The following is a 23,006-nucleotide window of genomic DNA, read 5'->3' on the forward strand; positions in this document are numbered from 1 at the left end:
TATGATTTTGGCCGCGAAGAACGGGAGAAGACCATGATAGAAAACGGATACAAACTTCACAAAAATGGCGATGGTACGTGGTCGGTGATTGACGCTTTCAAGGGTAATCCGATCACGTTTGAAGGCAAGCTGCAGATCGCATTGAACGAAGAAGAGGCAGAGCGGGTTCTCGACTGTCTCAACAGACAGAATCTCGAACGCCACCCCGAAGACGGCAGCGGACGATTACCTTGATCCCTCAGCGCGCTTGAAACACGAAGTGATCAAATGGGGCTATCTTAAATAGTCTGGAAGCGTATCGTCGATGCTTCGGAAAGGAGAAGGAGATGCCGCTCTTCAACGAAGCGAGCCGCATTTATAAGCCAGAAGAAGTGAACTTCATGCGCAGCTGCTTTTCCAACGCCGCGATCATTCTTGAAGAAAGCGACAGGGAATATGCTGCGACTGACCTTTCGTCTGCAATCGTTATGCTTTACCAGAACGGGCTGAGGGATTTGAACTACATCGCGGAACTGGCGTCGCGACTTGCTCACAAGAGACATATGGAGCGTCACCCTGATACGCCCGTCGCAGCGAATGTGAACGTTCTGCCCGGTTCGAAGGCTCCTTCCTGAATTCCGAACCGAACTAGGGTTTGCGGGTTAGTTGCAATCAGGAATTCTGCTCAGCATCTATAAACTTGTTAAAGCGGCTATCCTCCGTTTCTTCGTAGAGAAAAGCCAGCTTTCTATCGTCAAAGATGGCGAAGAAATCATCCCAATTGATTTCCTCCAGATTCTGGTCTTTTTCTGCGAAATCGATACGCAATATACCGCCTTCACTACCGGTTTCCACCATTGCGGGCCGCCCATTTCGGTCTTCAACCCACTGGCGGATCTCATCGTGGTCACGTGTGATCTGAGCCATGGTTCTACCCTTCCGCTTTAAATTTCTTTGCTTCTTCAAGCAATTTTTGTCGATCTCTTCCAAAACGCTCGATCAACTGCCGAGCCTGCAGCGGAGAAATATCCGAGTTCTCGGCCAGGAACTTGATGTCTTCATCATCCGTCAGTGGGGTGGTTGATTTCTCGTTCATGATTGATCCTCATTTCTGGTGAGCGGGCGCCTGCACCGGCTGGTCGCCGCCCGTGCCGGTCTCTGGTCGGTCATTTTCTACCGGCGGCTTGGTCTTCTGGTCGGCGGAACCTATGGCGGGAGGTGTCTGGATGCCTTGCTTTTGCGTTACCGATCCACCACCGGTCAGGCTCCACCCGAGAAGGAGAAGGAGCAGAACTGCCACTATGACTAATACGAAGCGCGGAAAATATCGGAGCGCTCGCGGCGAAGCCTGTCTCTCCCCTCGTTCATGTTCTGATCGCTTGTTCATGACCACATCCATGAGACTATAAAATATCCGATGACAACCACGGCAATGATGAACCACCAGACCATGTAGGCTGGACCTTCACGCATCTGCGTAGTTTTTCTTGCGGATCGCGCATTCTCTTTCGGTGGCCATGCGCGCAGGCCGGACGCATGACTGGAAGCATTGCTGTCATCGGGTTTTACCGGAGCCGCTAACGGCCGTCTCCCGTGATTTTCAGCCGGTTGAGCGCTGCCGCCAGCCTCTGCATCTGTTTCCATTGGCGCTACCGCAGGATCAAAGCCGGGAACCTTGTCGCCGGTTTCACCCCGTTGGATCGCGCCTCTTGCGCGAGCGCCAGAGCTTTTATCCGGTGGAACTGTTTTCATCATTGTGGGCCTCTAAGCTCCAACCATGAGGAAAACCAATTGTTCCGCAGAATTTCATTGCTTCAACCTTGCCATTTCCCGCTCCATCATTCGGTGCTCCTTTTCACTCAATGAAACAATCCGAGGTTTGAAAGGTTGGGCCGCCGTCTCAATAAACGGAGGTTTCCATGAAACACGATCCGAAAACCGGCACCACCGATCAGAAGCCGAAATGGGAAGGCCCGTCGGAAAACCGGCCTCGTGGTTACGAACCCGCTGACGACGATCCCGCAAAGAAACGCGATGCCGCGGGGCACAATCTTGCCGATCCTGACCGCAAAAACCTTGCTGATGCGTTGAGTGAACCCAAGCACACCAGGAGAAAGGGAGGTGGACAATGACTGTGTCTTCCCTTCCTCCGCTCAAAGCTATCGCGCTCAATGCCACCTTGAAACGAAGTGCCGACCAGAATCCATCCTCGACTGACAGGATGCTACATTATCTCGATACGCATCTTGTTCCTTATGGCGTGCAAACGGAGCATGTGCGGCTGAGTGAATTCAACATCGAACCCGGTGTCACATCGCGCGAAAGCGAAGACGACGAGTGGCCGGCACTCAGAACCAAAATCCTAGATGCGGATATTCTTATTTTCGGCACGCCGATCTGGCTCGGACAACCATCAAGCATCTGCAAGCGCGTGCTGGAACGTATGGATGCATTTCTTTCAGAGACCGATGATGCCAACCGAATGCCGTCTTACGGGCGTGTGGCCGTCGCGGCCGTGGTCGGCAACGAGGACGGCGCGCATTTCGTGTCATCCCAGCTCTATCAGGCGTTGAACGATGTGGGCTTCACCCTGCCTGCCAACGGCGTAACCTATTGGGTGGGCGAGGCGATGCAATCAACCAATTTCGTCGATCTGGAAGAAGTACCCGAAACAGTCGTTTCCGCTACCAAAATACTGGCTGCCAATTGCGTACATCTGGCACGATTGTTGAAGGCCGCTCCTTATCCCGGTTCAGAATAACAGGAGGGTGGCGCGCAAAGCATTGTCGGCTGGCCCGGATTGACCGGCCCGGGTGATGGATGTTCTGGTATCGGAAGGGGCGGTATCTGTTCGGGTTCGTCGGGGCTGAATGGCCCCTTATCTGGTTGCGGAATGGTCTCCGGCGGCTCGACCGGAATGCCTTCAGGTTCATTTTCGGGAATTTCCGGCGGGTCGGACGCTGTCACAGAACCCGCAGATAGAGCGATTGTCCACCATTCAGCGATATAGATTTTCATTGGTCTCTCCCTTGTCCAAAGCAGGTTAAGCCTGATCTGGTTTGCCGTAAGCCTTGCGCAATTCTTCTTTGGCGGTTTCCAGCACTTGCTTGCGCTTTTCCGGCAAGTTCTTGCCAGCGCGGTTGATGTAGAAGGTCAGCATGGACATGGCCGAGCGAAACGGTTCTGCCTTGCGTTTGTGGCTCTTGTCAGCCGAGCGTTTCAGGGAAGCTGCAATTTTCTTCGGATCCTCCTGCTCGAATACATGCGGTTCGAGATCTAGAGCGTCGCTGTGTTCGGTCACGTCGGCTGACCATTTCTTTGCCTGGACCATATCAAAACTCCTCTGTTGCAAGTTTCGATAACCGCTGAGGGCAGCTCATGTTCCCTTTCACTTGTCTGCAACCGTGATCCATGATCCAGCGCCCCAGAGTTTCGCTGCTCTTGGTGGAACAATGTGCCTGCAAGCTTGTTCGGAGCGCTGTTAACCATCGGGACGTCGGAACGGAGAAAGCACAATGTTCAACACTGCACCCTCAAACATCTGTTTACTCTTCTTCAACAAGGATCGCGTCGGAGCGGGCGAACCATCCCAGCACGAAACACGGGACCATCAGGCACGCCCGACGCACGAGCAGTCCGACGCGCCCGGCAATCCATGTCATCCTCAACCGAACGACCCGCAAAAGAACTTCGACTTTGAACGCTCCAATGGCGAGCGCCCAAATGATCTTGCCAACCCCGTCCGCACAAAATGAGACGCGAAAACAACGGTCGAGACCGATTGAACCCTCACAGGAGATGAAGATGCCTTCAAAATCCAAAGCACAACAACAGGCTGCGGGCGCGGCCTTGGCTGCAAAACGCGGAGACAAATCAAAAAGTCAACTCCGTGGAGCATCCAGGGAAATGGCCAAGTCCATGAGCGAGAAAGAGCTCGAAAAATTGGCCTCCACCAGACAGAAGGGCAAGCCGGAGCATAAATCGAAGTCCTGACAGAACGAACAGGAAATAACGATGATTATCCTGAAGTGGCTTGCCGTCATCATGTTAGCCGCCGCATTGTTCGGGCTGGGAACCCTGTTCATCACATCGGACAAGGGGGACGTCTCTCCAGAAAGTCCCGCCCAACCGTCCAGTTCCCCGACGCAACCCTGATTGCGACTGCTCGCCTGTTTTTTCGATCGCGCGAAACAAAATTATTCCTAGCGGGTTAGGTGCACCGTCGTCGCAATTTTCAACCGCACGACAAGAACAGTTCATTACCAAGGAGGAGCCGGAAATGGCCAGCACCAAGCAACGCAATCTTGACGATCTTTTCTATGACACGCTCAAGGACATTTATTATGCGGAGCGCAAGATTCTTAAAACGCTTCCCAAGATGTCCCGTGCAGCCACAGATGAAAAGCTGAAGAGCGCGTTCGAAAAACACAGGGAACAGACCGAAGGACACGTGGAACGACTGCAACAATGCTTCGAGATTCTCGGTAAGCGTGCGCAGGGCAAGACCTGTGACGCCATTGAAGGCATTATTGCTGAAGGTGAGGAAATCATCGAGGAGTTTGCGAATAGTCCCGCCCTTGATGCCGGTTTGATATCTGCGGCCCAGGCGGTCGAACATTACGAAATCACGCGTTACGGCACATTGAAGCGTTGGGCCGAAACCCTGGGCCACAAGGATATGGCGAAACTCCTCGACCAGACCCTGCAGGAAGAAGGCCAGACCGATAAGGATCTCACGAAACTCGCCGAGTCCTCTGCCAATCTCCGCGCGGAAGCCGCCTGATTGCAAACTTTTCAAGACCGGCAGCGAGGTGAGGACATGGAAAGCGCACAGTTCCGCGATGATCCCGTGCGAAAAATTCGCGTCGTCTGCCGGTCTTCCGATAGTTTTCATAATGTAGCTAGCGTTGAAGCATTGGCGGCACGCCTATCTTCACTAACCGGGAGACAGTTATTACCCACTCTGCAAGCCTTTGACGAGAGTGATGGAACTTTTTTCATCCCGACTTTTGCTTTAGTCCGCCAGGACGGGCACCCCGAAATGAGCATTGATAGTTTTTACGGTGGCATCGTTCACCACGGTTTTATGACAACAAAACTCGTTACCCATCCACACTGGCGCGACGATGATGATTTGCCGGAAGGTTGGGTGGGAAACTTTGCAGCTTGTTTGCAGGATTGTGTTCTACCCGGCTTTTCGGTCTTTTCACATGGCCATGCACTGGATGCCGCTGGTGCCCTGCTAAAAAAGCACAAGGTTCGATTCAAAAATCCCTATGCGTCCGGCGGCAAAGACCAGACCGTCATCGAAACCGTTCGCGCCCTCGACGGATTTCTGGAAACCGTGTCTGATCGCGAAATTGCGAACGGGCTCGTCGTCGAAGAGGACGTTGAAAACTCCACCACCTATTCCGTCGGACAGGTCCAGATCGAAAATCACATCGGAAGTTATCTAGGCCGTCAATATACTTCGCACGACGAGGACGGGAGTAAAGTTTATGCGGGTATCCGTTTGCGTGTGGTGCGCGGCGGCTGGGACGCTCTGCTTCACCAAGTCCAATCGCCCGTTGCACGCAGGATCGTAGAGAATGCCAGACGCTACGATGAAGCAGCTCTGCAACATCTCGGTCTCGTTGCGTCGCGCAGAAACTACGACGTTCTTGTCGGGCCGATAACGGAAAATGGCGTCCGCTGCGGCGTATTGGAACAATCATGGCGTGTGGGAGGTGCCTCCCCTGCCGAAGTTCTGGCATTGGAAAAACTGGCGCAGGACAAAACTGTTACCGCCGTACAGGCAGTATTGCGCGAGAGCTATGGTCAGCCATCTACATTCAACGAGGACGATTTCGTCGTCTATGTCGGTGACGACGATTTCGGGCGACCTCTCCACAAATATGCGCGAATTGAGAAAATCTATCATGATCCGTAACGTGACCGCCGTCAGCGTCGACCAGTACGAACTGGCCGCGACTGTCATCTCTCCGGATACCACCATCCCAGGCGTTCTATTTCTGCACGGTTGGGCCGGTAGCCAGGAACGCGATATCGAAAGAGCAAATGCGATATCCTCTCTCGGCTGCGTTTGCCTCACCTTCGACATGCGTGGCCACGGCGAATTGCTGTCTGGCAACAAAACGGTAACGCGCGGGGAAAATCTTGATGACGCCATTGCCGCTTATGACCGACTGGCCAGTCTCAAGATGGTCGAAGAGGGGTCGATTGTCGTCATAGGCAGCAGCTATGGCGGTTATCTCGCAACTTTGCTGACCGAGTTCCGGCCCGTCCGTTGGTTGGCACTAAGAGCCCCTGCACTTTATCGCGACCAGCTTTGGCAAATCCCTAAAGCAAGGCTCGATCGCAATGACCTGCAATCCTATCGTTCCGCGCTCATAAACTTTGATGACAACCGCGCACTGCGACAGGCCCGAGAATTTAATGGCGATGTGCTGCTGGTCGAGTCCGAGCATGATACCATCGTTCCCCATCCGACGGTCGCAAGTTATCAAACTGCTTTCATCAATTCCCGTTCGTTGACCGTTCGGATGTTGGGTGGCGCGGATCACGCACTAACCGAAGACCATCATCAAAAGATTTACAATCAGCTTTTGACCCGCTGGATCAGAGAAATGGTTCTCGGCGCACGCTAACGGAACAATGTACGGGTTCATTGGTTGGGGCAGTCCCTCAGAAACAAGGGAGCCAACGATGAAACGGTCTATTCGATATCTCGCAGAGGCAACCTTCTTGCTGCTCGCGCCAGCGGCGTATGCCCAAACCACACCTACTGAAGAACCTCAGACTCCCGCAGTTACCACGCCCGGAGAGAAAAATCCGAAGGCACCGGTGCCTGGGCAGAACAGTTTTACCGAGGATCAGGCAAAGGAACGCCTGAACGAAGAGGGTTTCACCAACGTCATGAATCTTCAACTCGGTGTAGATGGCGTTTGGCGCGCCGATGCTGCGCGCGACGGTCAGCCCGTGAAGGTCCTTCTCGATTTTCAAGGAAATATCACCACGCAATGACGGGTTGAGATCGGAAAACCAAACAGGAGATTAAAATGGCATATATCACGGGTCTATTCGACAACCACGACGAAGCGGCCGATGCCGTTCGTGCGCTCGAAGAAGCAGGGATTCCGGCTGAAAATATCAGCCTGATCTCGAATAACACCGACGGCCGATATGCAGGCGAAGCTCTCAAGGACGAACAGAGTGCCGTCACAGGCGTAGAAGCTGGTGCCGGTCTCGGCGCCGTCGCAGGTGGGGGTGCAGGATTGTTGACCGGGCTGGGCCTGCTTTCCATCCCGGGGGTCGGTCCGGTCGTGGCCGGTGGCTGGCTGACAGCCACGCTGGTCGGGCTGGTCGGCGGCGCCACGGCTGGCGGTGTCGCCGGCGGTATTGTGGGTGCGCTTATCGAAACCGGCGTGCCGGAAGAAGAGGCGCAGGCCTATAGCGAAGCCATTCGCCGTGGTAGCACGCTGGTTGCAGTTCGTTGCGATGAAGCCGAGCGAAGGAAAGTCGAAGCTATTCTGGAAGATTGGGGACGCGTCAATATCGGTCAGAGACGTGACGCTTATCTTGAAGAAGGATGGGAAAGTTTCAATGCGTCGGGCGCACCTTACACCGCAGACGAAATTGAACGCGAACGCCAGCGCTGGTGCTAGGTGGATTGTTCTATGAAAGAGGTAGATCCACGCAAGGCCAGACAAGGTCTGAATGGACGACGTATTCTCACAATACTCATTTCCAGTCTTACACTGGCAATGATTGTCTGGGGCGCCGTTGAATTCTACGGAAAAATGCGCCCCGGTCGCGGTTTCATGGATGACAACAGCAAACCACCTGCATCCACGGAATCGCAGCCGCCACCTTCGGCCACAGGTCGGCAATGACATCTTCAGCAATCACGCGTCGCCAGCACATCCTTCAACAAGTCTGCACAGAAGCGCAGACTTGTCAGCGTTGCGAGCTCTATCGAAATGCAACACAAACCGTTTTCGGCAAAGGGCCCATTGATGCCCGAATTTTCTTCGTTGCCGAACAACCCGGCGACAAGGAAGATATCGGAGGCCGCCCCTTGATCGGCCCGGCTGGCCAACTCTTCGATAGGTGCCTCAGTGAAGTCGGGATCAAACGAGAGCGATGCTACATCACCAATGCGGTTAAACATTTTCGACATACACAGCGCGGTAAAAGACGCATTCACCAGCGCCCGTCAACCAGCCACATTGAAGCTTGTCGCTGGTGGCTCCAGCAGGAAATTGAACTGGTTGAACCCCACATCATCGTTGCGCTGGGCGCAGTTGCCGCCCGTTCCCTTTTCGGAAAGCCGATGAAAATCGCAGCGATACGCGGCATCCCTCTCGAGTTCGAGAACCACCTTATCCTTGTGACGATCCACCCATCCTACCTGCTACGCTTACGTGCCCAGACCGGCTTTGATCGCGAACGGGCGATGTTTCTCAAAGAACTGGCCAAAGTCGCGGAGTTCGAGCGCGCCGCTGAAACGTGAAGTTTATTACAGTCGTTTTCCCGGAACATCATTTGCTATCTCTGGTTAGGCTTATGTCACGCGCGACAAATTCCACTCCCAACAATCAATGGTCTAAAACCACTGAAAGGAAAGAGAATGGCACAGAACCACACGCAAGGTGGCACACACGAACAACACGTGAAAGCCGGCCAGCAGAGCCACAAAAACGATGGCAAGCATGCGAGCAGCGGAGGCGGCGACAAGCAACAGCAGACGTCTTCCCGTGGGGGAACCCATGAGCAGCATGTAAAGGCAGGTCAACAGAGCCATAAGAATTCGTAATTCAAAGGGGCGGCCTCGTGCCGCCCCATTCTCAAACCGGACTTTTGTTCGGAAAGGCTAAGACGATGTCTTTCAAGCCAAACCCCGACTACATGCTGGAGCCGGAACATCTCGTTGAGATGATACCGGCTTTGCGCGCGTTTTCCCGCACATTCTATAATCAAAGAGAAGATGCAGAGGATCTGGTGCAGGAAACACTGATGAAGGCGCTCGCTAACCGGGAAAAATACATACCCTATTCGCCGCTTAAATCCTGGCTTTTTACCATCATGCGCAACACGTTCTGCACGCGTATTCGCATTCAAAAGCGCGAGGCGCCGGGCCTGACCGAATGTGTATCGCCAACAGCCTCGGTCAAACCTTCTCAAGAGTTCACGCTTGAGGCGCACGACGTGCAAACAGCAATGGAAACGCTGCCCCTTAAATATCGCCGCGTTCTGATGCTGGTGGCGTTGGAAGGCAAAAGTTATGAACGCACAGCCAGGCTTTGCGATTGCTCGATCGGAACGGTCAAAAGCCGTCTGCACCGCGCCCGTCATAAACTTCACGATATCGTGGATGGAGCCTAGATGGTGTTATCCAAGCATCGGCACTCCCGAAATCGTGTCATCGCTCGGAATGTAAATTCTGCACGAGACATCTTGTCATTCGGTAATAGACATGGCCAACTGCTTGTAATGATTAGTCCTAATAATGATGCTATGCGTCTTTTCGCAGGAAAGCGCATTTTGGTTTTCGAAGATGGATTTCTGCTTTCGGAAGAAGCGAAATTCAGATTAGCGAATGCTGGCGCAGTAATACTCGGCCCCGTCACAACGGCCAGCCAGGCGTTGGACTATCTGGAATGCGAAGCGATTGACGCCGTCGTTATGGATGTCGCTCTGGAGCCGGAAGCGGTACTTCCACTCATCTCCGAACTGGAACGAGGCGCCGTACCCTTTATATTTGCCCTGTCGGACAATCCCAGGCTGGATGGCCAGCGCTTCGCTGGGTTTATATTCAGCGCTCGCAACAATGACCTATCCACGATAGCGGAAGCACTGTTTCTTCATCGTAATGTGGAACAGTAATAGTCCTTCCAAATCGATTGATCACTGTTTCTCCTTCAAATGCTTCTGAGCGCCTGGAACAGGCAGCGTATTTCGTTGTTAGGGCGATAAGGCGAAAAGGAAGGACAAGCCGATATGGAAAGCCAATATCCCAAGCCACCATTCGAAACAAAGCAGCAACCGATGCCGGGCATAACCAATAAGATGAATCCGAAACCAGATCACGGCGAAACAACCTATAGCGGTTCGGGGAAACTGAAGGGGTTGAGGGCAATCATTACTGGAGGAGATAGCGGCATTGGTCGTGCGGTTGCGATTGCATTTGCACGGGAAGGCGCGGATATCCTGATTGCTTATCTGGAAGAGGATGAGGACGCACTGGAAACCAAAGCGCTTATCGAGAAAGACGGCCGAAAAGCCGTCTTGATGAAATGCGATATCCAGCATGCCCAAATCTGTCGCGATTTGATTGATCGTGCGGTAGGCGAACTAGGCGGAATCGATATTCTGGTGAACAACGCCGCTCATCAGGCAAGTTTCTCCGAACTCGGTGATATCAGCGACGGAGAATGGGAGCTAACATTTCGCATCAATATTCACGCGATGTTTTATCTGACAAAAGCAGCCCTTCCCTATATGAAACCCGGCGCTGCCATTATCAACACGGCCTCCATCAATTCGGATATGCCAAATCCAACCCTTTTGGCCTATGCGACAACAAAGGGTGCGATCCAGAATTTCACCGCAGGTCTTGCACAGCTTCTTGCAGAAAAGGGAATCCGCGCCAACGCGGTTGCGCCCGGTCCGGTCTGGACCCCGCTCATACCGTCGACTCTGCCAGAGGATGCGGTGCGGAATTTTGGCAAACAGACACCGATGAAAAGACCTGCTCAACCGGCGGAACTCGCTTCGGCTTATGTCATGCTGGCGGACCCGCTATCGAGTTTCACATCCGGCGCCACCATAGCAGTCACGGGTGGCAAGCCAATTTTGTGATGCGTACTCGTTCGCTTTGCGGCCATCGCTCCCCTGCATTGTTATTTTAGTGGATCAATCAGCGCTATGCCGAATTCCGGTCGATAGGTCCTCACCATAGTGCTGGTATTTTCCTTGATAATTACTTCGAGCGTCGGTTGCACCAAGGCTTCAATCAGGTGCCCGCCTTTCGCCTCACCATTGCGCATTCCCAAAACCACATGCAAATGAAGGCTTGGACTGCCCTCTTCGTCCAGAGCGCAATCACCCAGCAAGCTGAGTACCTCGCATTGCTCGTCAAGTTCGATCCGGTGATAGTCTTGTTGCTCAAGGTCGAAAAATCCAAGCGTAGCGCGTCGGAAAGCTCCAATCGCGGTCACCGAGGCTGCCGTTAGATCCTGTTCCCGCACAAACCGGGTAAGTGTCGCGACCACCGCTTCTTCCGGAACGAGAATGACGACGAAGATCCGCTGCCCCGCTCCCTCTCCCAGCAGTTTGAATTGCATTATCTGGGCCTCCTGTTTTCGGGTTGTGAAGATGCAACCAATAGCGGGACAAAAAGTTTCAGCTTGCCGTCAAAGGAAAATTCGATCGCAGCACATTTCCAGATTTGTCTGCTACCGTACCAAAAATCATTTGCCGGATCAGAGTGTTATAGAATCCCAACCGTCAAAGAGAGTGGGGGGGGGCACGACGGCGAATAGCTGATACTTTGCCCGCAGTAGCACAGATGTACGACGAATCTAAACTGAACAACCGCCTGTTGAAGCGTCTGCCTCCAGATATTCTCAATAGTATTTATTCGTCCCTGGAACCTGTCACGCTTGAGCGCGGTCAGGTTATTGTCAGGGCCAATCAACCGATCGACTATCTCTACTTTCTTTGCGGCGGGATCAGTTCGGTCATCGCCGTAACGACCAGAGGTCAGCTGGCAGAGGCTGGCATGGTCGGACGCGAAGGGTTTTCACCAACCTCAGGAGCGGTTGGGGCTACAACCAGCATTCATGAAGTGATCATGCAAGTCAGCGGATATGGTTATCGGATAGCCGTCAGTGCTGCACAAGCGGAAATCAATCGCAACAGCGTGTTTGCCAGTTTATTGGCTCGCTACATTCAGACGTTCGCCTCACAGGTTTCTTATACTGTCTGGGCGAACGTAAACTTGCATATTCACGAACGGCTGGCGCGCTGGCTCTTGATGTCGCACGATCGTGTTGACGGGGATGAAATTATCCTGACCCACGACTTCATAGCTCTCATGCTCGGTGTAAGACGCCCCAGCATTACGACAGGACTTCACCTACTGGAAGGCAAAAAACTGGTGCGATCAGAGCGAGGCCGCATCACAATACGTGACCGGAGAGGGCTCGAAGATTTCGCCGGCGAAGCCTATGGAAAACCCGAAGAAGAATATAGCCAGCTTTTCGGCCCTCAAAACTAGGCGTCACCGACAGGTCGAAATCCCTGCATCAGCCGCAAGTATTCCTTTTCCGGCCAGCCATAGGCGTCTCGAGCATAGCTTTCCAGCCCGTGACGATTCCGAATAAAGACAACTCCTCGTTTGGACTTGATCAAGCCCAATCCTTCAAGAACATGAAGAGAAGTCGTGACACTTGGACGACGAATGGCAAGCATTATCGACAGAAACTCGTGAGTGATTGCTATTTCATTGCCTAATATTCGATCATCACACATCAGGAGCCATCGGGCCAATCGTTGCGTGACTTCATGAATGGCATTCGAGACGGCGGTATAGGCAAGCTGAACGGAAAACGCTTCGATGGAGCGGATCATGATCCTGGAAAAACTGCGGTTTTCGTCCATCCACCACCGAAACTTCTTATAAGGCATTTCATAACCTTGCGCAGCAACCTGAACCAGGACATCATAAGAACTGTTTTCGACGCCAGCGATTGCAGAGGTTGGAATATACCCATCGAAGCCGAAAATTCCCGCTTCTGCACGTTTTCCTTCGGCGGTCGTCACAATAACCGAACCGATACCTGTCGTGAGAAAATAAACCTTCGCGATCGGTTTTCCCGTTTCTGCAAGTATCGTCCCACGCGGAAGTTCCACATAGATCGTGTCGCGGATGATGGCCTCATAATCCGACGACGGAAGCAATGCCAAGAGTTTGTTGGCCATGGTATTTTGTGGCGGAAACGGCATATGGCGAACCTCATTCCAACATCATGAAGAGGAACACGCGGAACAAAGGTTGGTTCCCAAAACCCACCGGTTACCGTCTCCATTCCGTACGCTATCGTACCAAAGCGAAAGAAGAAGTTTTAAGACTATCTATGTGCAGTAAACGGCGTATCGTTGAAGCTTCGTTTCTTGATGGAGACTGTTATGCCGTTATTTAATGAAGCCAGCAGGATTTACTCCTCAGATGAAGTTAATTTCATGCGTAGTTGCTTTTCTCGGTCTGCGATAATTCTCGAAGAAAGCGACCGTCCTTATTCAGCCTCTGAGCTTGCAGGATGCATCATACGACTATATGAAAGCGGCTTGCGCGACCTTGATTACATTTCAGAGCTGGCAGTAAGACTTACTCCCCCACGATTTGCCCCCCGACATCAGGATTTCGCGGCCAACTCTAATCACTTGCAGAAATTCGTTTAAGCTATCGTTTCCGAAGACTCTTTTCAGCCGTATACAAGCTGCTCTCGAGTTGCGCTCTGGCTCTATTAAGCCTGCTCTTGATCGTTCCGACCGTACAGCCTGTCGCCATCGCTGCCTTTTCGTAACTCAGCCCGCTAAATATCACCAGATCGAGAACGCTCTTATGTGCCGGCGACAGTTTACTGTAAGCCCGCCCGACATCCTGCAATTCCATAGCCCAGTCCTGCGATGGGCTGATTTTTGGCCCCTCCCACTCCTCAATTGCATCTTCGCGGCGGGATCTCTTGATCTTGGTGCAGAATGTGTTCTTCATGATGGTGAACAGCCAGGATTTGAGCGATCCATAGGGGACGAACTTATCGCGATGGCGTAGAGCTTTTAATAGCGTTTCCTGAACAAGGTCCTCCACGTCGGAACGCTGATGGCACATCGTTCTGGCGAACTGGTGAAGCGCAGGTCCAAGTGCCAGCAACTCTTCTTCGAACTCGGATATCGAGGGCATTTGTCTCCTCCTTCCCCAGGTAAGGTAAGGCCCAGCCAGCCAGTTAGTTCCTCCTCAAGGACTGTCTGTACGATAGCGTACGGTTTTTGAAGCGGAACGCGATGAGCGTTGGAACCAGCCGTATTCGGCTTCGCCTCGTCGCTGAAACCCCGAGAATTTCAATCTGGAACGAAAGCAATGCTGGCTGGTTCGGCATATTTGGCAGGAGTTTGGCAAATGACTATGGAAACCCAAGTCGTTTCGATGGAAGACGATGAAGCCTATACGGTTCAGTTTTTTGACGATGCAGGAACTGCCGTTTCTGTCTACTTCCAAAACCCGCAGCATGTTCACTTGTCAACAGCCGACGCGGTGAACGAAGCAAGGGCGCGGATGTTGCGTCTCCTTGAGGGAGCCTGTGGGCAGATCGTCGTAGAAAGACTTGAAGGATAACATGCCTCTGGAAACCGGGCTTCTGCGTGGAGATTTGCGGGACGGCTGCATGCATCTATGCATAGACATGCAGAATCTTTTCGGACCTGCTTCGCCTTGGCACGTGCCATGGATTGACGCGATCTTGCCCAATATCGTGGATATCTGCTCCCAGCGCAGTGAAGAAACGATCTTTACCCGCTTTATACCTCCAAGGTCACCCGACGCTGCCCTAGGAGCATGGAGAGGTTACTACCGCAAGTGGGAAACCTTTACTCTCAATCGTATTGATCCGTCATTCATCGACCTCGTCGACCCGTTAGGAGATTTTTCGCCACCTGCTGTTGTACTTGATAAGACTGTTTACTCCCCCTGGACCGAAGGCTTCCTCCAGCGATATCTGCACAAACGGCGCGTTCATACTGTGATCGTCAGCGGAGCGGAGACCGATCTTTGTGTTCTCGCAACACTATTGGGCGCGGTAGATCGCGGATATCGGGTGATCATTGTCCACGACGCAGTATGCAGCGTTTCCAATCAAACCCACGATGCAATTATCTCTCTTTGTCACCAACGATTTAGTGAGCAATTGGAACTCGTCTGCACGGGTGAGCTGATCGACTCCTGGCGATAAACTTGTTGAGCCACGGAACTTTCGAATTGGTGAAGGGTTCACTGTATAAAGGATTTCGACATGGAACAGGTGCACTGGGATGACGCTGTCGTCATTGAAATTGCGGACGGCATTACGCAGACGGTGAGAACCGTAGCAGATGCCGAGAATATACTACTGTCTCAATGGAATAGGTTCGAATTATGTAGTCTCGGCGTCGCTATCAAGGCTTGCCTTTTATGCACGCACGACATTGGAAGTACCGAAGACGCGAGACTTGCTTTCGAACAGGCCGCTTCGATGTCAGGAATCCTGGCGTAACTCTTTGGCCGAGCATGACCTTTCAGAACCGATCTCAAGGCGGCCCAAACACGTCAAATACCCATCTGTCTGCTGCTCATAAGGGGGATCATGACGAAAAGGGACTGGAATGAAGCATTCCTGATCCAACTAAGTAGAGTCAAAAAGACGACCCTCACCCTGCAATTGGCGAAGAGGGGCAGAGAATTTCACAGCAAACCCTTCTGTTCGGTAGTCAGCGTCAACCTCGCCGGCGCCCAACAACCCCATTCTTATCAGCTTGGAGCCAAATCCGGTCTTAGTTGGCGCGATAACAGGTGGCCCGCCAAACTCAGCCCAATGCAACGAGAAGACCGCATCGTCTTGCCTTTTTGAGACAGCCACTTCCAACAGCACACGCCCCTCACTGTTTGAAAGAGCGCCATATTTGATCGCATTGGTGGTCAGTTCGTGGATTAGAAGCGAAAGCGTTGAAGCTCCTTTAGGGCCGATCAGAACGTCCGGTCCGCTTATCTGCACGCGATCCGCCACCGCCAGCGCGTTTGTTATTCCGCTCACAATCTGACGAAGGGAACCTTCAGAACTTTTGCCCAATCGCAGCACATCGTGTGCATTTCCGAGTGCAAACAGGCGCCTGGTAAAGGTGTTGATCACCTCTTCATCAGCATTGTTATTGAAGGTCTGGCCAGCAATCGCTGCTACGACGCTAAAGGTATTCTTGATCCGATGAGCGAGTTCGGCATTCAGTATGCGAGCATGCTTTTCCGCCTCAACCTTTGTCGTGGTCTCGATGACGGTATCCATCATGCCAGCCACTCGCCCTCTTTCATCGTAAATCGGGCTGTAGCAGAAAGTAAAATAACATTGCTCAGGATATCCGTGCCGATCAATCACCAAGGGAAAGTCTTCTATAAAAATGGCCTCACCCGCATAGGCCTTCTGGACCATCGGTTGAATTTCATCCCAAGCCTCGGCCCAAATATCGCGGAATGATGCTCCCATGCAGTTCTCTTTCTCACCGAGAATCTGTCGGAAGGCGTCGTTATAAATCGTGGTGAATTCCGGTCCCCAGATAATAGCCTTTGGGAAATGCGAAGCCAGCATCATCTGAACCGCAGTTATCAGAGAAGTGGGCCACTTTTCTGGCTTTCCGATTGGATTGCTGTTCCAATCCAACATCCGGATTTCATCGGCCGACTGTCCACGCGCATGCAAGAAAAGCACTGCACTATCCATAAATTTTTCCATACCGGTATGCGGAAGATTCAAAGGCGACCAAGGAAAAACATATTGGGTTCAAGCCGTAAATGCCAGGCGAATATTATTCGTAAGAGCCTCTGCAACAAAAAGGCGGCCCCACGGGCCGCCTTTCTATATTTCCGAGATTACGCTTGTCAAAACTTGTAAGCTACGCCCAAACGAACGTCATGTGTTTTGAACTTGTCTTCGACACTTACATCCGTGCCAAAATCAAAGTCCTTCTTACCGTAATCAGTGTAGCGATATTCAAGGCGCAGAATGAGGTTGTCAGTAGCAGCGTAGTCAACACCCGCACCAGCCGTCCAGCCAGTATAGGTTTTGCTTTGCGATACGCTGATTTCATCCACACCGTCCGTTGCTGAAAGCGTGTTTTTCACGCTACCGAAGGCAACACCGCCCGCGATATAGGGCATGAAGCGATCAAATGCGACACCAGCCCGTGCGCGAACAGCACCCGACCACCGCAACTTGCTCTCAAGGTCACCAGCAATATCTCCGTCAGTAGCGCTGTAGTTGTCCTTTAGATTATTATAGGTGATATCGCCGTCGATACCGAGAATGAAGTTATTGCCGACATCAAAGTTATAACCGGCATAAAGACCACCGAGAAAACCGTCCGGTTTCACACGGAAAGCATCTTCGAATTCCGATTTTCCCCACCCGTAGCCAATCTGCCCACCAATATAAGCGCCAGTCCAGCTAAAAACAGGTTCAGCAACGATTACTGGCGCAGGCTCCTCAACGATAGCGTCAGCAGCTTTCGCACCGGTTGTAGCAATAAGAGCAACAGTTGACGCCAAAAGAAGAGACTTAATTTTCATGGCATTTCTCCGTGATCTAATAGCCTAAGGTTATTTCGTTATTTAAAGGATAACTCATGAATGAAATATGTCTGTAGTATTAATGTCACAACCAGATCGAGAGCCGACATTTCGCCACCTGCTGTTAAAAGCGGTTAATTAAGTCTTTCCACTAACCTAAAACATATTGATCGAGCCATCATGATGACTAATGGCGTTCTGCGCCTGCCAATCAATAACCGCATCGTGCCGCGAAATCGTGAACCGTCAACAGCCATCGTCATCCGTTGGTCAGCTCTTTTCCGCCTCGATGAAAAGCAGCCATTTCAAAGTGCGACGCTCGGCATCGCTAAGCTCAGGCGCAACTAGCCGGATAGCTCCAGCGGCATCGATCTGCGAGCCAAGTTTTCCGGCCAGCCAGTATTCGGGGATGGCAGGATGTATATAAGACTTCCGACATATCGCTCTGGTATTGCCGAGCAGGTGCGCAACCTTATCGATTTCGCTATTAAGCCTCTCCTTTTGCACCCTGTCACTGTCAGGCAAATCGAGGCAGCGTAGCAACTCAAGGGCAGTTGCCGTTGCAGCCCATGTCCGGAAATGCTTCGACGTGAAATCGGTTCGCATGGTCACCCGCAGATAGTCATTTATATCCTGGGAAGAAACAGGACAGCGATCACCCGCCTCGTCAATATATTGAAATAACTGCTGCCCAGGCAGTTCCTGTATGGAGCGCACGATACGCGCAACCCGTTTGTCGGAAAGCTTGAGACTCCACATTTTGCCTGATTTGCCGGTAAAGACGAGCCGCAATTCCTTACCGTCATCCCGCAGATGCCGATTGCGAAGGGTAGTAACCCCAAAGCTCTTGTTGTCCCGCGCATAATCTGGATTTCCAACCCGCAGCAATAGCCGATCCATCAGCCAGATGACGGTCGCTATGACCTTTTCACGGCAGAGCGAGCGTCGCTGCATATCGGCATCAAGTGCTTTACGCAGTCGGCTGAGTGCACGGGCGAAGTCTAGCAGACTTGAGAATTTGGTTTCCTCCTGCATCGCCATCCACGCGGAATGGTAACGATATTGCTTTCTTCCGCGCGCATCGCGACCGGTCGCCTGTATGTGTCCGCGCTGATCGCAACATATCCAGACATCGCTCCATGCAGGTGGAATGGCAAGCTTAGCAATCCTGTTTCGATCAGCAGGGGAAATCGCCTTTTTATCAAAACGGACATAACGAAAACCACTCCCACAACGCAGCCGTCTAATTCCCGGCGCGGTGTCGCTGACGTGAAGCAGCCCGTCCTGAGTAGCAGCGTTTTTGAGCTGTGGGACAGCGGAAGACTTTTTAAGCAATGGGTAACCCCAGTCGTATTTTCCTTGCCGCATAACCACTAAAAACCGCGACTGGTTCCCAGGCTGAACAAATCTGATCGGGAACTATCGGGCGTCAAACAGGTTATCCTGTTCTTCCCGGAGGATCAGGTCGTGCCCCACAGTTTCTGGAAAGGCTATCTCAAACTTTCGCTTGTCACCTGTGCGGTGGAGCTGACGCCTGCGACCAGCGACAGCGAGAAGGTGCGTTTTCACACCTTGAATGCGGAGACCGGCAACCGGGTGATCAGCCGGTACGTAGATTCGGTTACGCACAAGCCCGTGCGGGATGACGACGAGGTCAAGGGGTTTGAGAAAGGCGACGGCAGCTATGTCATTCTTGAAGAGGATGAGCTGGAGGCTGTGGCACTCGAGAGCACCAGAACTATAAACATCGACAAATTTGTACCGCGCGACCGCATTGGCTGGATCTGGTACGACAAACCGCATTATCTCGCGCCATCCGACAAAGTAGGCCAGGAAGCCTTTTCCGTCATTCGGGAGGCAATGGAAAAAAGCGCAGTCTTCGGTCTGGCCCGCCTTGTCATGTACCGACGCGAAAGAGCAGTGCTGCTTGAGCCACGCGGACACGGGATCGTCCTGTGGACGCTGCGCTTCGGCGATGAAGTGCGGAAAGCGACCGACTATTTTTCAGACACTAAGGAAGGCAAACCCGATACGAAGCTTCTTTCCATGGTCCGCAAGCTCATCAAGGGCAAGACGGAAGATTGGAATCCCGATTTCCTTCAGGACCCAATGCAGAAGAACCTTCAGTCGATGATTGCTGCAAAGAAGAAAAAGAAAACGGCAACGGGGTCGAAGCCGCGCAAGACTGCACCAGAAACCGAAAGCAATGTTATCAACATCATGGATGCTCTACGAAAAAGCCTCGCCGGTGAAAACAAAAAAAGCTGATGCGAAGAGCTCTGCCTATTTCTTCAGCTTAGGCAGCGGCGTTTCCGCGCTGCGAAAATCCTGCCAGGGATCGCTATTCAATGCGACCAGCCGGGTCGGTGTGTTGAGAATAGTAAAATGGGCCGGGCCTATTGCTGACGTCACTTCCTCCCACCCAAGCGGCATGGAAACTGCAGCACCGGGACGTGCCCGCGGCGAATAGGGTGCTACAGCAGTCATGCCGCGCTGATTGCGCAGATAATCGATGAGAATTTTTCCTTTACGCTTGGCCTTGGAAATCGTCGAAACATAGCGATCAGGGCTGTCTGCAGCCATCTGGTCGGCAATAGCTTTTGTAAAGCTCTTGAGGGCGTCCCAGTCGACCTTCGGCTTCAATGGCGCGACCACATGCAGTCCCTTGCCGCCGGACGTTTTAACAAACGTCGTCAATCCGAGTTTTTCTAGACGTTCCTTGATCTCGGTTGCGGCTTCGATCACGCGCGGCCAGGGAACCCCCTCACCCGGATCGAGATCCATCGTCAATGTATCCGGTAGCTCCCAATTTTTGAGAGTCGAACCCCATGGGTGAATTTCCAGCGTCGCGGCTTGCACCAAACCGATCAGCCCGTTGAAGTCCCGAATGCTGATATAAGGCTCTTCTTCCTTGTTCTTTGGGTCCTGAACCTCGATAATATGTTCATTCAACCCCTTCCACGCGTGCTTTTGAAAGAAGTGTTCTCCGTCAATTCCGGTTGGGCAGCGTAACAATGCGAGTGGGCGGTTGACGATGAAAGGTTCGATGCGAGACCAGATAGCGGAATAATAATCTGCGAGACCCTGTTTTGTGACACCCTCGCCCGGCCAGTAAACCCGGTCGGGATGTGTGAGCTTCACGTCGATCTCCTCGGGGCCGTTACTGGAAATACGAGGTGACATGGTTTGCTTCTCCCATATGACGTCCTTGGCAGCCTTATCGTTTCGCACCCCCCTGAAGGACGCGTGACGCAATCGCTTATCGGCAGTCCAGGCACGAAATTCGATTTCCGCTACCAGCTGCGGTGTGACGAAATTGGCACCGCGCCTTTCATCTGCCGTCAGTTGCACAGCGAATGGGCTTTCTTCCAGCCGCATGGCTTGCAGCTGTTTGTAAAGTTCTTTTGCCATCCTAACCGAAAAGCCCGTTCCCACCCGGCCCACGGGAACCAGCCCCTTTTTATCCTGTACACCTAAAAGAAGCGAACCGATTGCCGCTCGCGTTGCCGTCGAGGGAACATAGCCTGCAATGACGAATTCCTGTCGTCCAATGCATTTCGACTTACGCCAATCGTTGCTGCGACCGCTTCTATAAGCGGCCTCTCTGAGCTTCGACACAATGCCCTCAAGGCCAAGTCCGCAGGCATTCTTCAGTACCGCAGCCCCATCGGCATCAAAAGCCTCGCTGAAGCGAAGCGTTGACGATGATCCGGAAATTAATTTTTCAAGCAACGTTTTGCGCTCAATCAGAGGAGTCTGGCGGAGATCTTCGCCATCAACATGCAGAAGATCGAAGAGATAATAGACGAACCGATCCGAACGCCCTTCGCTTAAATCCTCTTGCAAAGCTGAAAAGTCGGACAGTCCCGACTGGTTTTCGACAACGATTTCCCCGTCAAATATGGCTTCGTTCACACCCGTACCAACAAGATCGCTGGCGATCTGCTGGCCAAATTTTTCAGTCCAATCCAGTCCCCCACGCGAATAAAGGGCGACCTTGCCCCCCGCAATATGAGCCTGGATGCGATAACCGTCGAACTTAATCTCGTGAAGCCAGCGGTTTCCATCTGGAGCAGATGACACGAGCGTAGCGAGCTCAGGTTTGACGAAATTCGGCATCGGTCGCTTCTTCGCATTTTTGATATTTGCGCCCCCACCCTTCTCTTGAGCGGTCGACTTCTTGTCGATCGGACCAGTTTTCGACGACCAGCCTGGCGCTTCGTGTTCGACATCGGCGATGACGCGACCGGTTTTTACTGATTTCGGCATCTCTTCGAGAATGTCAGGTTCATCTGGATTTCTGGCGAATTCATCCTCACCCTTGATGAGGAGCCAATTCTCTCGCTTCTCGTCTGGCTTTCCGTGCATCCGGACCAAATGCCAGCGACCTTTGAGCTTTTCCCCGTAGAGCTCAAATTCAAGATGTCCTTTTTTGTATTGCTTATGTGGGTCGCCAATGGGTTTCCAGCGCCCTGTATCCCAGACGATAACTGTACCTCCCCCATATTCACCTTTCGGGATCGTGCCTTCGAAGCCCCCATATTCAAGAGGATGGTCCTCGACATGCACAGCAAGTCGCTTTTCACCGGAAACAAGGCTTGGACCGCGCGTCACGGCCCAGCTTTTCAACACGCCATCCATCTCAAGGCGAAAATCATAATGCAATCTTCTGGCATCGTGTTTCTGCACGACGAAGAGATCACCTTTCATTCGTGAGGACTTACCGCGTGGTTCCTTAGTCCGCGTAAAATCGCGTTTCCTGCGATAGGTTTCAAGCGCCTGTCCCATGATCAACCGGCCTTTTTTCTAGACTTTGTCCTAGACGTTGCCCCGGACTTGGCTTTGCCTTTTGTTGCTTTGGTCGGCGCCTGCCCCGCCCGACCCAGGCTTGCACTCTTGCGAAGAGCCTCCTTGAGATCGATAACCTCGGCAGTCTTCGGCGCAACCGGCTTCTTGAGCGGTCTCCCCTCAATCTTGGCCTTTATCAAATCTGCCAGTGCTGCATCGTAACGGTCATCGAAGCCTACGGGGTCGAAACTGCCCATCTTGGTGTCGATAATATGCTGCGCCAGGTCGAGCATTTCTTGATCGAACTTGAAAGTGCCCAAGTCGGCAAATGCCTCCGCTGTCGCTCGTACCTCATATTCGAAATTAAGCGTCGTGGCTATCAAACCATCATCGTCGGCACGGATCAGAACTTGTCGCGTACGTCGGAAAAGAACAGCCTCTGCGATTGCGGCCACGTTTTCGGCTTTCATGCCCTCACGAACGAGTACGAAACTATCGCTGTCTCCAACAGGGGCGAGATAATATGGCCGGTCGAGATAGACATCATCGATCTCGTCGCATTTGATAAAACGCGTGACATTCAGTGTTTTATCGCTTTCGGGAATGGCCGAAGCAACTTCCTCTTCGTCAAAACTCAAATAGGTGCCGGACGATACTTCATAACCCTTGAGCTGGTTTTCGCGCGGTACTGGTTTGCCTGTATCACTGTCCACGAATTCCCGGTTGAGGCGATTTCCGGTCTTGCGATTAATTAGATGGAATGACACACGATCAGAAGTCGATGCTGCCGTAAACAACGCGACTGGGCACAACAGCTGATCAATTTTCAGCTGTCCTTTCCAGTTTGCACGGGGTGCCATCGATCTAG

At 52.5% G+C, this 23,006-nt stretch carries 36 protein-coding genes and 1 pseudogene; 23 read left to right on the top strand and 14 right to left on the bottom strand.

Annotated elements, in window-relative coordinates; all coding sequences use genetic code 11:
- Positions 1 to 33: 33 nt before the first annotated feature.
- Entirely contained in the window at positions 34 to 234 is a 201-nt protein-coding gene (locus MKS82_RS24235) for a hypothetical protein (RefSeq protein ID WP_109988314.1), read from the top strand.
- Between the two features lie 92 nt (positions 235 to 326).
- The gene (locus tag MKS82_RS24240; RefSeq protein WP_109988313.1) at positions 327 to 614 is read left to right on the top strand and encodes a hypothetical protein; all 288 of its coding nucleotides are present in this window, start codon (positions 327 to 329) and stop codon (positions 612 to 614) included.
- Positions 615 to 651: 37 nt separating this feature from the next.
- On the opposite strand, the gene MKS82_RS24245 is transcribed toward MKS82_RS24240, so the two are convergent.
- A complete protein-coding gene (locus tag MKS82_RS24245; protein WP_109988312.1) occupies positions 652 to 906 on the bottom strand; it encodes a hypothetical protein in 255 nt (84 codons plus the stop codon).
- Between the two features lie 4 nt (positions 907 to 910).
- Positions 911 to 1,075 (bottom strand): hypothetical protein, encoded by a 165-nt coding sequence (locus MKS82_RS24250; protein ID WP_086000501.1) that lies wholly within the window; start codon positions 1,073 to 1,075, stop codon positions 911 to 913.
- 18 nt (positions 1,076 to 1,093) lie between these two features.
- Here MKS82_RS24250 and MKS82_RS24255 point away from each other — a divergent pair, with 18 nt between their 5' ends.
- Positions 1,094 to 1,288 (top strand): hypothetical protein, encoded by a 195-nt coding sequence (locus MKS82_RS24255; protein WP_155269254.1) that lies wholly within the window; start codon positions 1,094 to 1,096, stop codon positions 1,286 to 1,288.
- Positions 1,289 to 1,362: 74 nt separating this feature from the next.
- On the opposite strand, the gene MKS82_RS24260 is transcribed toward MKS82_RS24255, so the two are convergent.
- Positions 1,363 to 1,734 (bottom strand): hypothetical protein, encoded by a 372-nt coding sequence (locus tag MKS82_RS24260; RefSeq protein ID WP_109988310.1) that lies wholly within the window; start codon positions 1,732 to 1,734, stop codon positions 1,363 to 1,365.
- A 164-nt stretch (positions 1,735 to 1,898) separates the two neighbouring features.
- Between MKS82_RS24260 and MKS82_RS24265 the strand changes: the two genes are divergently transcribed.
- The gene (locus MKS82_RS24265; protein WP_109988309.1) at positions 1,899 to 2,111 is read left to right on the top strand and encodes a hypothetical protein; all 213 of its coding nucleotides are present in this window, start codon (positions 1,899 to 1,901) and stop codon (positions 2,109 to 2,111) included.
- Positions 2,108 to 2,740 (top strand): flavodoxin family protein, encoded by a 633-nt coding sequence (locus tag MKS82_RS24270; protein ID WP_109988308.1) that lies wholly within the window; start codon positions 2,108 to 2,110, stop codon positions 2,738 to 2,740. Before MKS82_RS24265 ends, MKS82_RS24270 begins: the two co-directional genes overlap by 4 nt.
- On the opposite strand, the gene MKS82_RS24275 is transcribed toward MKS82_RS24270, so the two are convergent.
- Both MKS82_RS24275 and MKS82_RS24280 read right to left on the bottom strand, forming a co-directional pair.
- Positions 2,722 to 2,997: a chitin-binding protein gene (locus MKS82_RS24275; RefSeq protein WP_109988307.1), complete on the bottom strand. Its 276-nt coding sequence runs from the start codon at positions 2,995 to 2,997 to the stop codon at positions 2,722 to 2,724. The two genes, MKS82_RS24270 and MKS82_RS24275, sit on opposite strands and share 19 nt — an antisense overlap.
- Positions 2,998 to 3,022: 25 nt before the next feature.
- Entirely contained in the window at positions 3,023 to 3,310 is a 288-nt protein-coding gene (locus MKS82_RS24280; protein ID WP_109988306.1) for a DUF3175 domain-containing protein, read from the bottom strand.
- A gap of 184 nt (positions 3,311 to 3,494) precedes the next feature.
- On the opposite strand from MKS82_RS24280, the gene MKS82_RS24285 reads away from it, so the two are divergent.
- The 13 genes from MKS82_RS24285 to MKS82_RS24345 all read left to right on the top strand — a co-directional run bounded on the left by MKS82_RS24285 (position 3,495) and on the right by MKS82_RS24345 (position 10,839).
- Complete coding sequence (locus tag MKS82_RS24285) at positions 3,495 to 3,734, top strand: hypothetical protein (protein WP_240579431.1); 240 nt, start codon at positions 3,495 to 3,497, stop codon at positions 3,732 to 3,734.
- Between the two features lie 49 nt (positions 3,735 to 3,783).
- Positions 3,784 to 3,972 (top strand): DUF3008 family protein, encoded by a 189-nt coding sequence (locus MKS82_RS24290; protein ID WP_109988305.1) that lies wholly within the window; start codon positions 3,784 to 3,786, stop codon positions 3,970 to 3,972.
- Between the two features lie 286 nt (positions 3,973 to 4,258).
- Entirely contained in the window at positions 4,259 to 4,762 is a 504-nt protein-coding gene (locus tag MKS82_RS24295) for a YciE/YciF ferroxidase family protein (protein WP_109988304.1), read from the top strand.
- Between the two features lie 36 nt (positions 4,763 to 4,798).
- Positions 4,799 to 5,908 carry a DUF3182 family protein gene (locus MKS82_RS24300; RefSeq protein ID WP_109988303.1) on the top strand — a complete coding sequence of 370 codons (1,110 nt, stop codon included), beginning with the start codon at positions 4,799 to 4,801 and terminating at the stop codon, positions 5,906 to 5,908.
- Positions 5,898 to 6,626 carry an alpha/beta hydrolase family protein gene (locus MKS82_RS24305; RefSeq protein ID WP_109988302.1) on the top strand — a complete coding sequence of 243 codons (729 nt, stop codon included), beginning with the start codon at positions 5,898 to 5,900 and terminating at the stop codon, positions 6,624 to 6,626. The genes MKS82_RS24300 and MKS82_RS24305 overlap by 11 nt, the downstream gene beginning before the upstream one ends.
- 58 nt (positions 6,627 to 6,684) lie before the next feature.
- On the top strand, positions 6,685 to 7,002 hold the full coding sequence (locus MKS82_RS24310) for a hypothetical protein (RefSeq protein ID WP_109988301.1): 318 nt from the start codon (positions 6,685 to 6,687) through the stop codon (positions 7,000 to 7,002).
- Positions 7,003 to 7,037: 35 nt separating this feature from the next.
- Positions 7,038 to 7,643, top strand: a complete 606-nt coding sequence (locus tag MKS82_RS24315) for a hypothetical protein (protein ID WP_109988300.1) — start codon at positions 7,038 to 7,040, stop codon at positions 7,641 to 7,643.
- Positions 7,644 to 7,655: 12 nt separating this feature from the next.
- The gene (locus MKS82_RS24320) at positions 7,656 to 7,871 is read left to right on the top strand and encodes a hypothetical protein (RefSeq protein ID WP_109988299.1); all 216 of its coding nucleotides are present in this window, start codon (positions 7,656 to 7,658) and stop codon (positions 7,869 to 7,871) included.
- Complete coding sequence (locus MKS82_RS24325; protein WP_240579432.1) at positions 7,868 to 8,491, top strand: UdgX family uracil-DNA binding protein; 624 nt, start codon at positions 7,868 to 7,870, stop codon at positions 8,489 to 8,491. Before MKS82_RS24320 ends, MKS82_RS24325 begins: the two co-directional genes overlap by 4 nt.
- Positions 8,492 to 8,608: 117 nt before the next feature.
- Positions 8,609 to 8,794, top strand: coding sequence for a hypothetical protein (locus MKS82_RS24330; RefSeq protein WP_109988297.1), 186 nt, complete (start codon positions 8,609 to 8,611; stop codon positions 8,792 to 8,794).
- 65 nt (positions 8,795 to 8,859) lie between these two features.
- Positions 8,860 to 9,363 carry a sigma-70 family RNA polymerase sigma factor gene (locus MKS82_RS24335; protein WP_109988296.1) on the top strand — a complete coding sequence of 168 codons (504 nt, stop codon included), beginning with the start codon at positions 8,860 to 8,862 and terminating at the stop codon, positions 9,361 to 9,363.
- Between the two features lie 159 nt (positions 9,364 to 9,522).
- The gene (locus tag MKS82_RS24340) at positions 9,523 to 9,864 is read left to right on the top strand and encodes a transcriptional regulator (RefSeq protein WP_235969155.1); all 342 of its coding nucleotides are present in this window, start codon (positions 9,523 to 9,525) and stop codon (positions 9,862 to 9,864) included.
- A 114-nt stretch (positions 9,865 to 9,978) separates the two neighbouring features.
- On the top strand, positions 9,979 to 10,839 hold the full coding sequence (locus tag MKS82_RS24345) for an SDR family oxidoreductase (RefSeq protein WP_240579433.1): 861 nt from the start codon (positions 9,979 to 9,981) through the stop codon (positions 10,837 to 10,839).
- Between the two features lie 41 nt (positions 10,840 to 10,880).
- Here the strand turns inward: MKS82_RS24345 and MKS82_RS24350 are convergent, their stop codons facing one another.
- Positions 10,881 to 11,324, bottom strand: coding sequence for a PPC domain-containing DNA-binding protein (locus MKS82_RS24350; RefSeq protein ID WP_240579434.1), 444 nt, complete (start codon positions 11,322 to 11,324; stop codon positions 10,881 to 10,883).
- 224 nt (positions 11,325 to 11,548) lie between these two features.
- Here MKS82_RS24350 and MKS82_RS24355 point away from each other — a divergent pair, with 224 nt between their 5' ends.
- Positions 11,549 to 12,259: a Crp/Fnr family transcriptional regulator gene (locus tag MKS82_RS24355; RefSeq protein WP_109988292.1), complete on the top strand. Its 711-nt coding sequence runs from the start codon at positions 11,549 to 11,551 to the stop codon at positions 12,257 to 12,259.
- Here the strand turns inward: MKS82_RS24355 and MKS82_RS24360 are convergent.
- Both MKS82_RS24360 and MKS82_RS24365 read right to left on the bottom strand, forming a co-directional pair.
- Entirely contained in the window at positions 12,256 to 12,987 is a 732-nt protein-coding gene (locus tag MKS82_RS24360; protein WP_094515391.1) for a Crp/Fnr family transcriptional regulator, read from the bottom strand. The two genes, MKS82_RS24355 and MKS82_RS24360, sit on opposite strands and share 4 nt — an antisense overlap.
- Positions 12,988 to 13,444: 457 nt before the next feature.
- Positions 13,445 to 13,945, bottom strand: a complete 501-nt coding sequence (locus MKS82_RS24365; RefSeq protein ID WP_109988290.1) for an RNA polymerase sigma factor — start codon at positions 13,943 to 13,945, stop codon at positions 13,445 to 13,447.
- Positions 13,946 to 14,161: 216 nt separating this feature from the next.
- Here MKS82_RS24365 and MKS82_RS24370 point away from each other — a divergent pair, with 216 nt between their 5' ends.
- From MKS82_RS24370 to MKS82_RS24380, 3 genes are read left to right on the top strand one after another with little or no spacing between them, the layout of a single operon-like run.
- Positions 14,162 to 14,377, top strand: coding sequence for a hypothetical protein (locus MKS82_RS24370; protein ID WP_176038450.1), 216 nt, complete (start codon positions 14,162 to 14,164; stop codon positions 14,375 to 14,377).
- A 1-nt stretch (position 14,378) separates the two neighbouring features.
- Positions 14,379 to 14,990 carry a cysteine hydrolase family protein gene (locus MKS82_RS24375; RefSeq protein WP_240579435.1) on the top strand — a complete coding sequence of 204 codons (612 nt, stop codon included), beginning with the start codon at positions 14,379 to 14,381 and terminating at the stop codon, positions 14,988 to 14,990.
- Positions 14,991 to 15,050: 60 nt separating this feature from the next.
- Positions 15,051 to 15,290: a DUF982 domain-containing protein gene (locus tag MKS82_RS24380; protein WP_109988287.1), complete on the top strand. Its 240-nt coding sequence runs from the start codon at positions 15,051 to 15,053 to the stop codon at positions 15,288 to 15,290.
- Positions 15,291 to 15,419: 129 nt separating this feature from the next.
- Here MKS82_RS24380 and MKS82_RS24385 read toward each other — a convergent pair whose 3' ends face one another.
- The 4 genes and pseudogenes from MKS82_RS24385 to MKS82_RS29700 form a co-directional block, all read right to left on the bottom strand.
- Positions 15,420 to 16,505 carry an HWE histidine kinase domain-containing protein gene (locus MKS82_RS24385; protein WP_235913453.1) on the bottom strand — a complete coding sequence of 362 codons (1,086 nt, stop codon included), beginning with the start codon at positions 16,503 to 16,505 and terminating at the stop codon, positions 15,420 to 15,422.
- A gap of 158 nt (positions 16,506 to 16,663) precedes the next feature.
- Positions 16,664 to 17,350 carry an outer membrane protein gene (locus tag MKS82_RS24390; RefSeq protein ID WP_109988285.1) on the bottom strand — a complete coding sequence of 229 codons (687 nt, stop codon included), beginning with the start codon at positions 17,348 to 17,350 and terminating at the stop codon, positions 16,664 to 16,666.
- 270 nt (positions 17,351 to 17,620) lie between these two features.
- On the bottom strand, positions 17,621 to 18,385 hold the full coding sequence (locus MKS82_RS24395; RefSeq protein WP_240579436.1) for a DNA topoisomerase IB: 765 nt from the start codon (positions 18,383 to 18,385) through the stop codon (positions 17,621 to 17,623).
- A gap of 57 nt (positions 18,386 to 18,442) precedes the next feature.
- Positions 18,443 to 18,718: pseudogene (locus MKS82_RS29700) on the bottom strand (DNA topoisomerase IB); the annotation flags it as partial.
- 99 nt (positions 18,719 to 18,817) lie between these two features.
- On the opposite strand from MKS82_RS29700, the gene ku (MKS82_RS24400) reads away from it, so the two are divergent.
- Positions 18,818 to 19,618 carry a non-homologous end joining protein Ku gene (gene ku, locus MKS82_RS24400; RefSeq protein WP_109988283.1) on the top strand — a complete coding sequence of 267 codons (801 nt, stop codon included), beginning with the start codon at positions 18,818 to 18,820 and terminating at the stop codon, positions 19,616 to 19,618.
- 15 nt (positions 19,619 to 19,633) lie between these two features.
- Here the strand turns inward: ku (MKS82_RS24400) and ligD are convergent, their stop codons facing one another.
- Together ligD and ku (MKS82_RS24410) are read right to left on the bottom strand one after the other, a co-directional pair.
- The gene (gene ligD / locus MKS82_RS24405) at positions 19,634 to 22,138 is read right to left on the bottom strand and encodes a DNA ligase D (protein WP_109988282.1); all 2,505 of its coding nucleotides are present in this window, start codon (positions 22,136 to 22,138) and stop codon (positions 19,634 to 19,636) included.
- A gap of 2 nt (positions 22,139 to 22,140) precedes the next feature.
- Positions 22,141 to 22,998 carry a non-homologous end joining protein Ku gene (gene ku, locus MKS82_RS24410; RefSeq protein WP_109988281.1) on the bottom strand — a complete coding sequence of 286 codons (858 nt, stop codon included), beginning with the start codon at positions 22,996 to 22,998 and terminating at the stop codon, positions 22,141 to 22,143.
- Between the last annotated feature and the right edge of the window lie 8 nt (positions 22,999 to 23,006).

It is taken from the genome of Ochrobactrum sp. A-1, from assembly GCF_022488005.1.
Classification (GTDB): Bacteria; Pseudomonadota; Alphaproteobacteria; order Rhizobiales; family Rhizobiaceae; genus Brucella.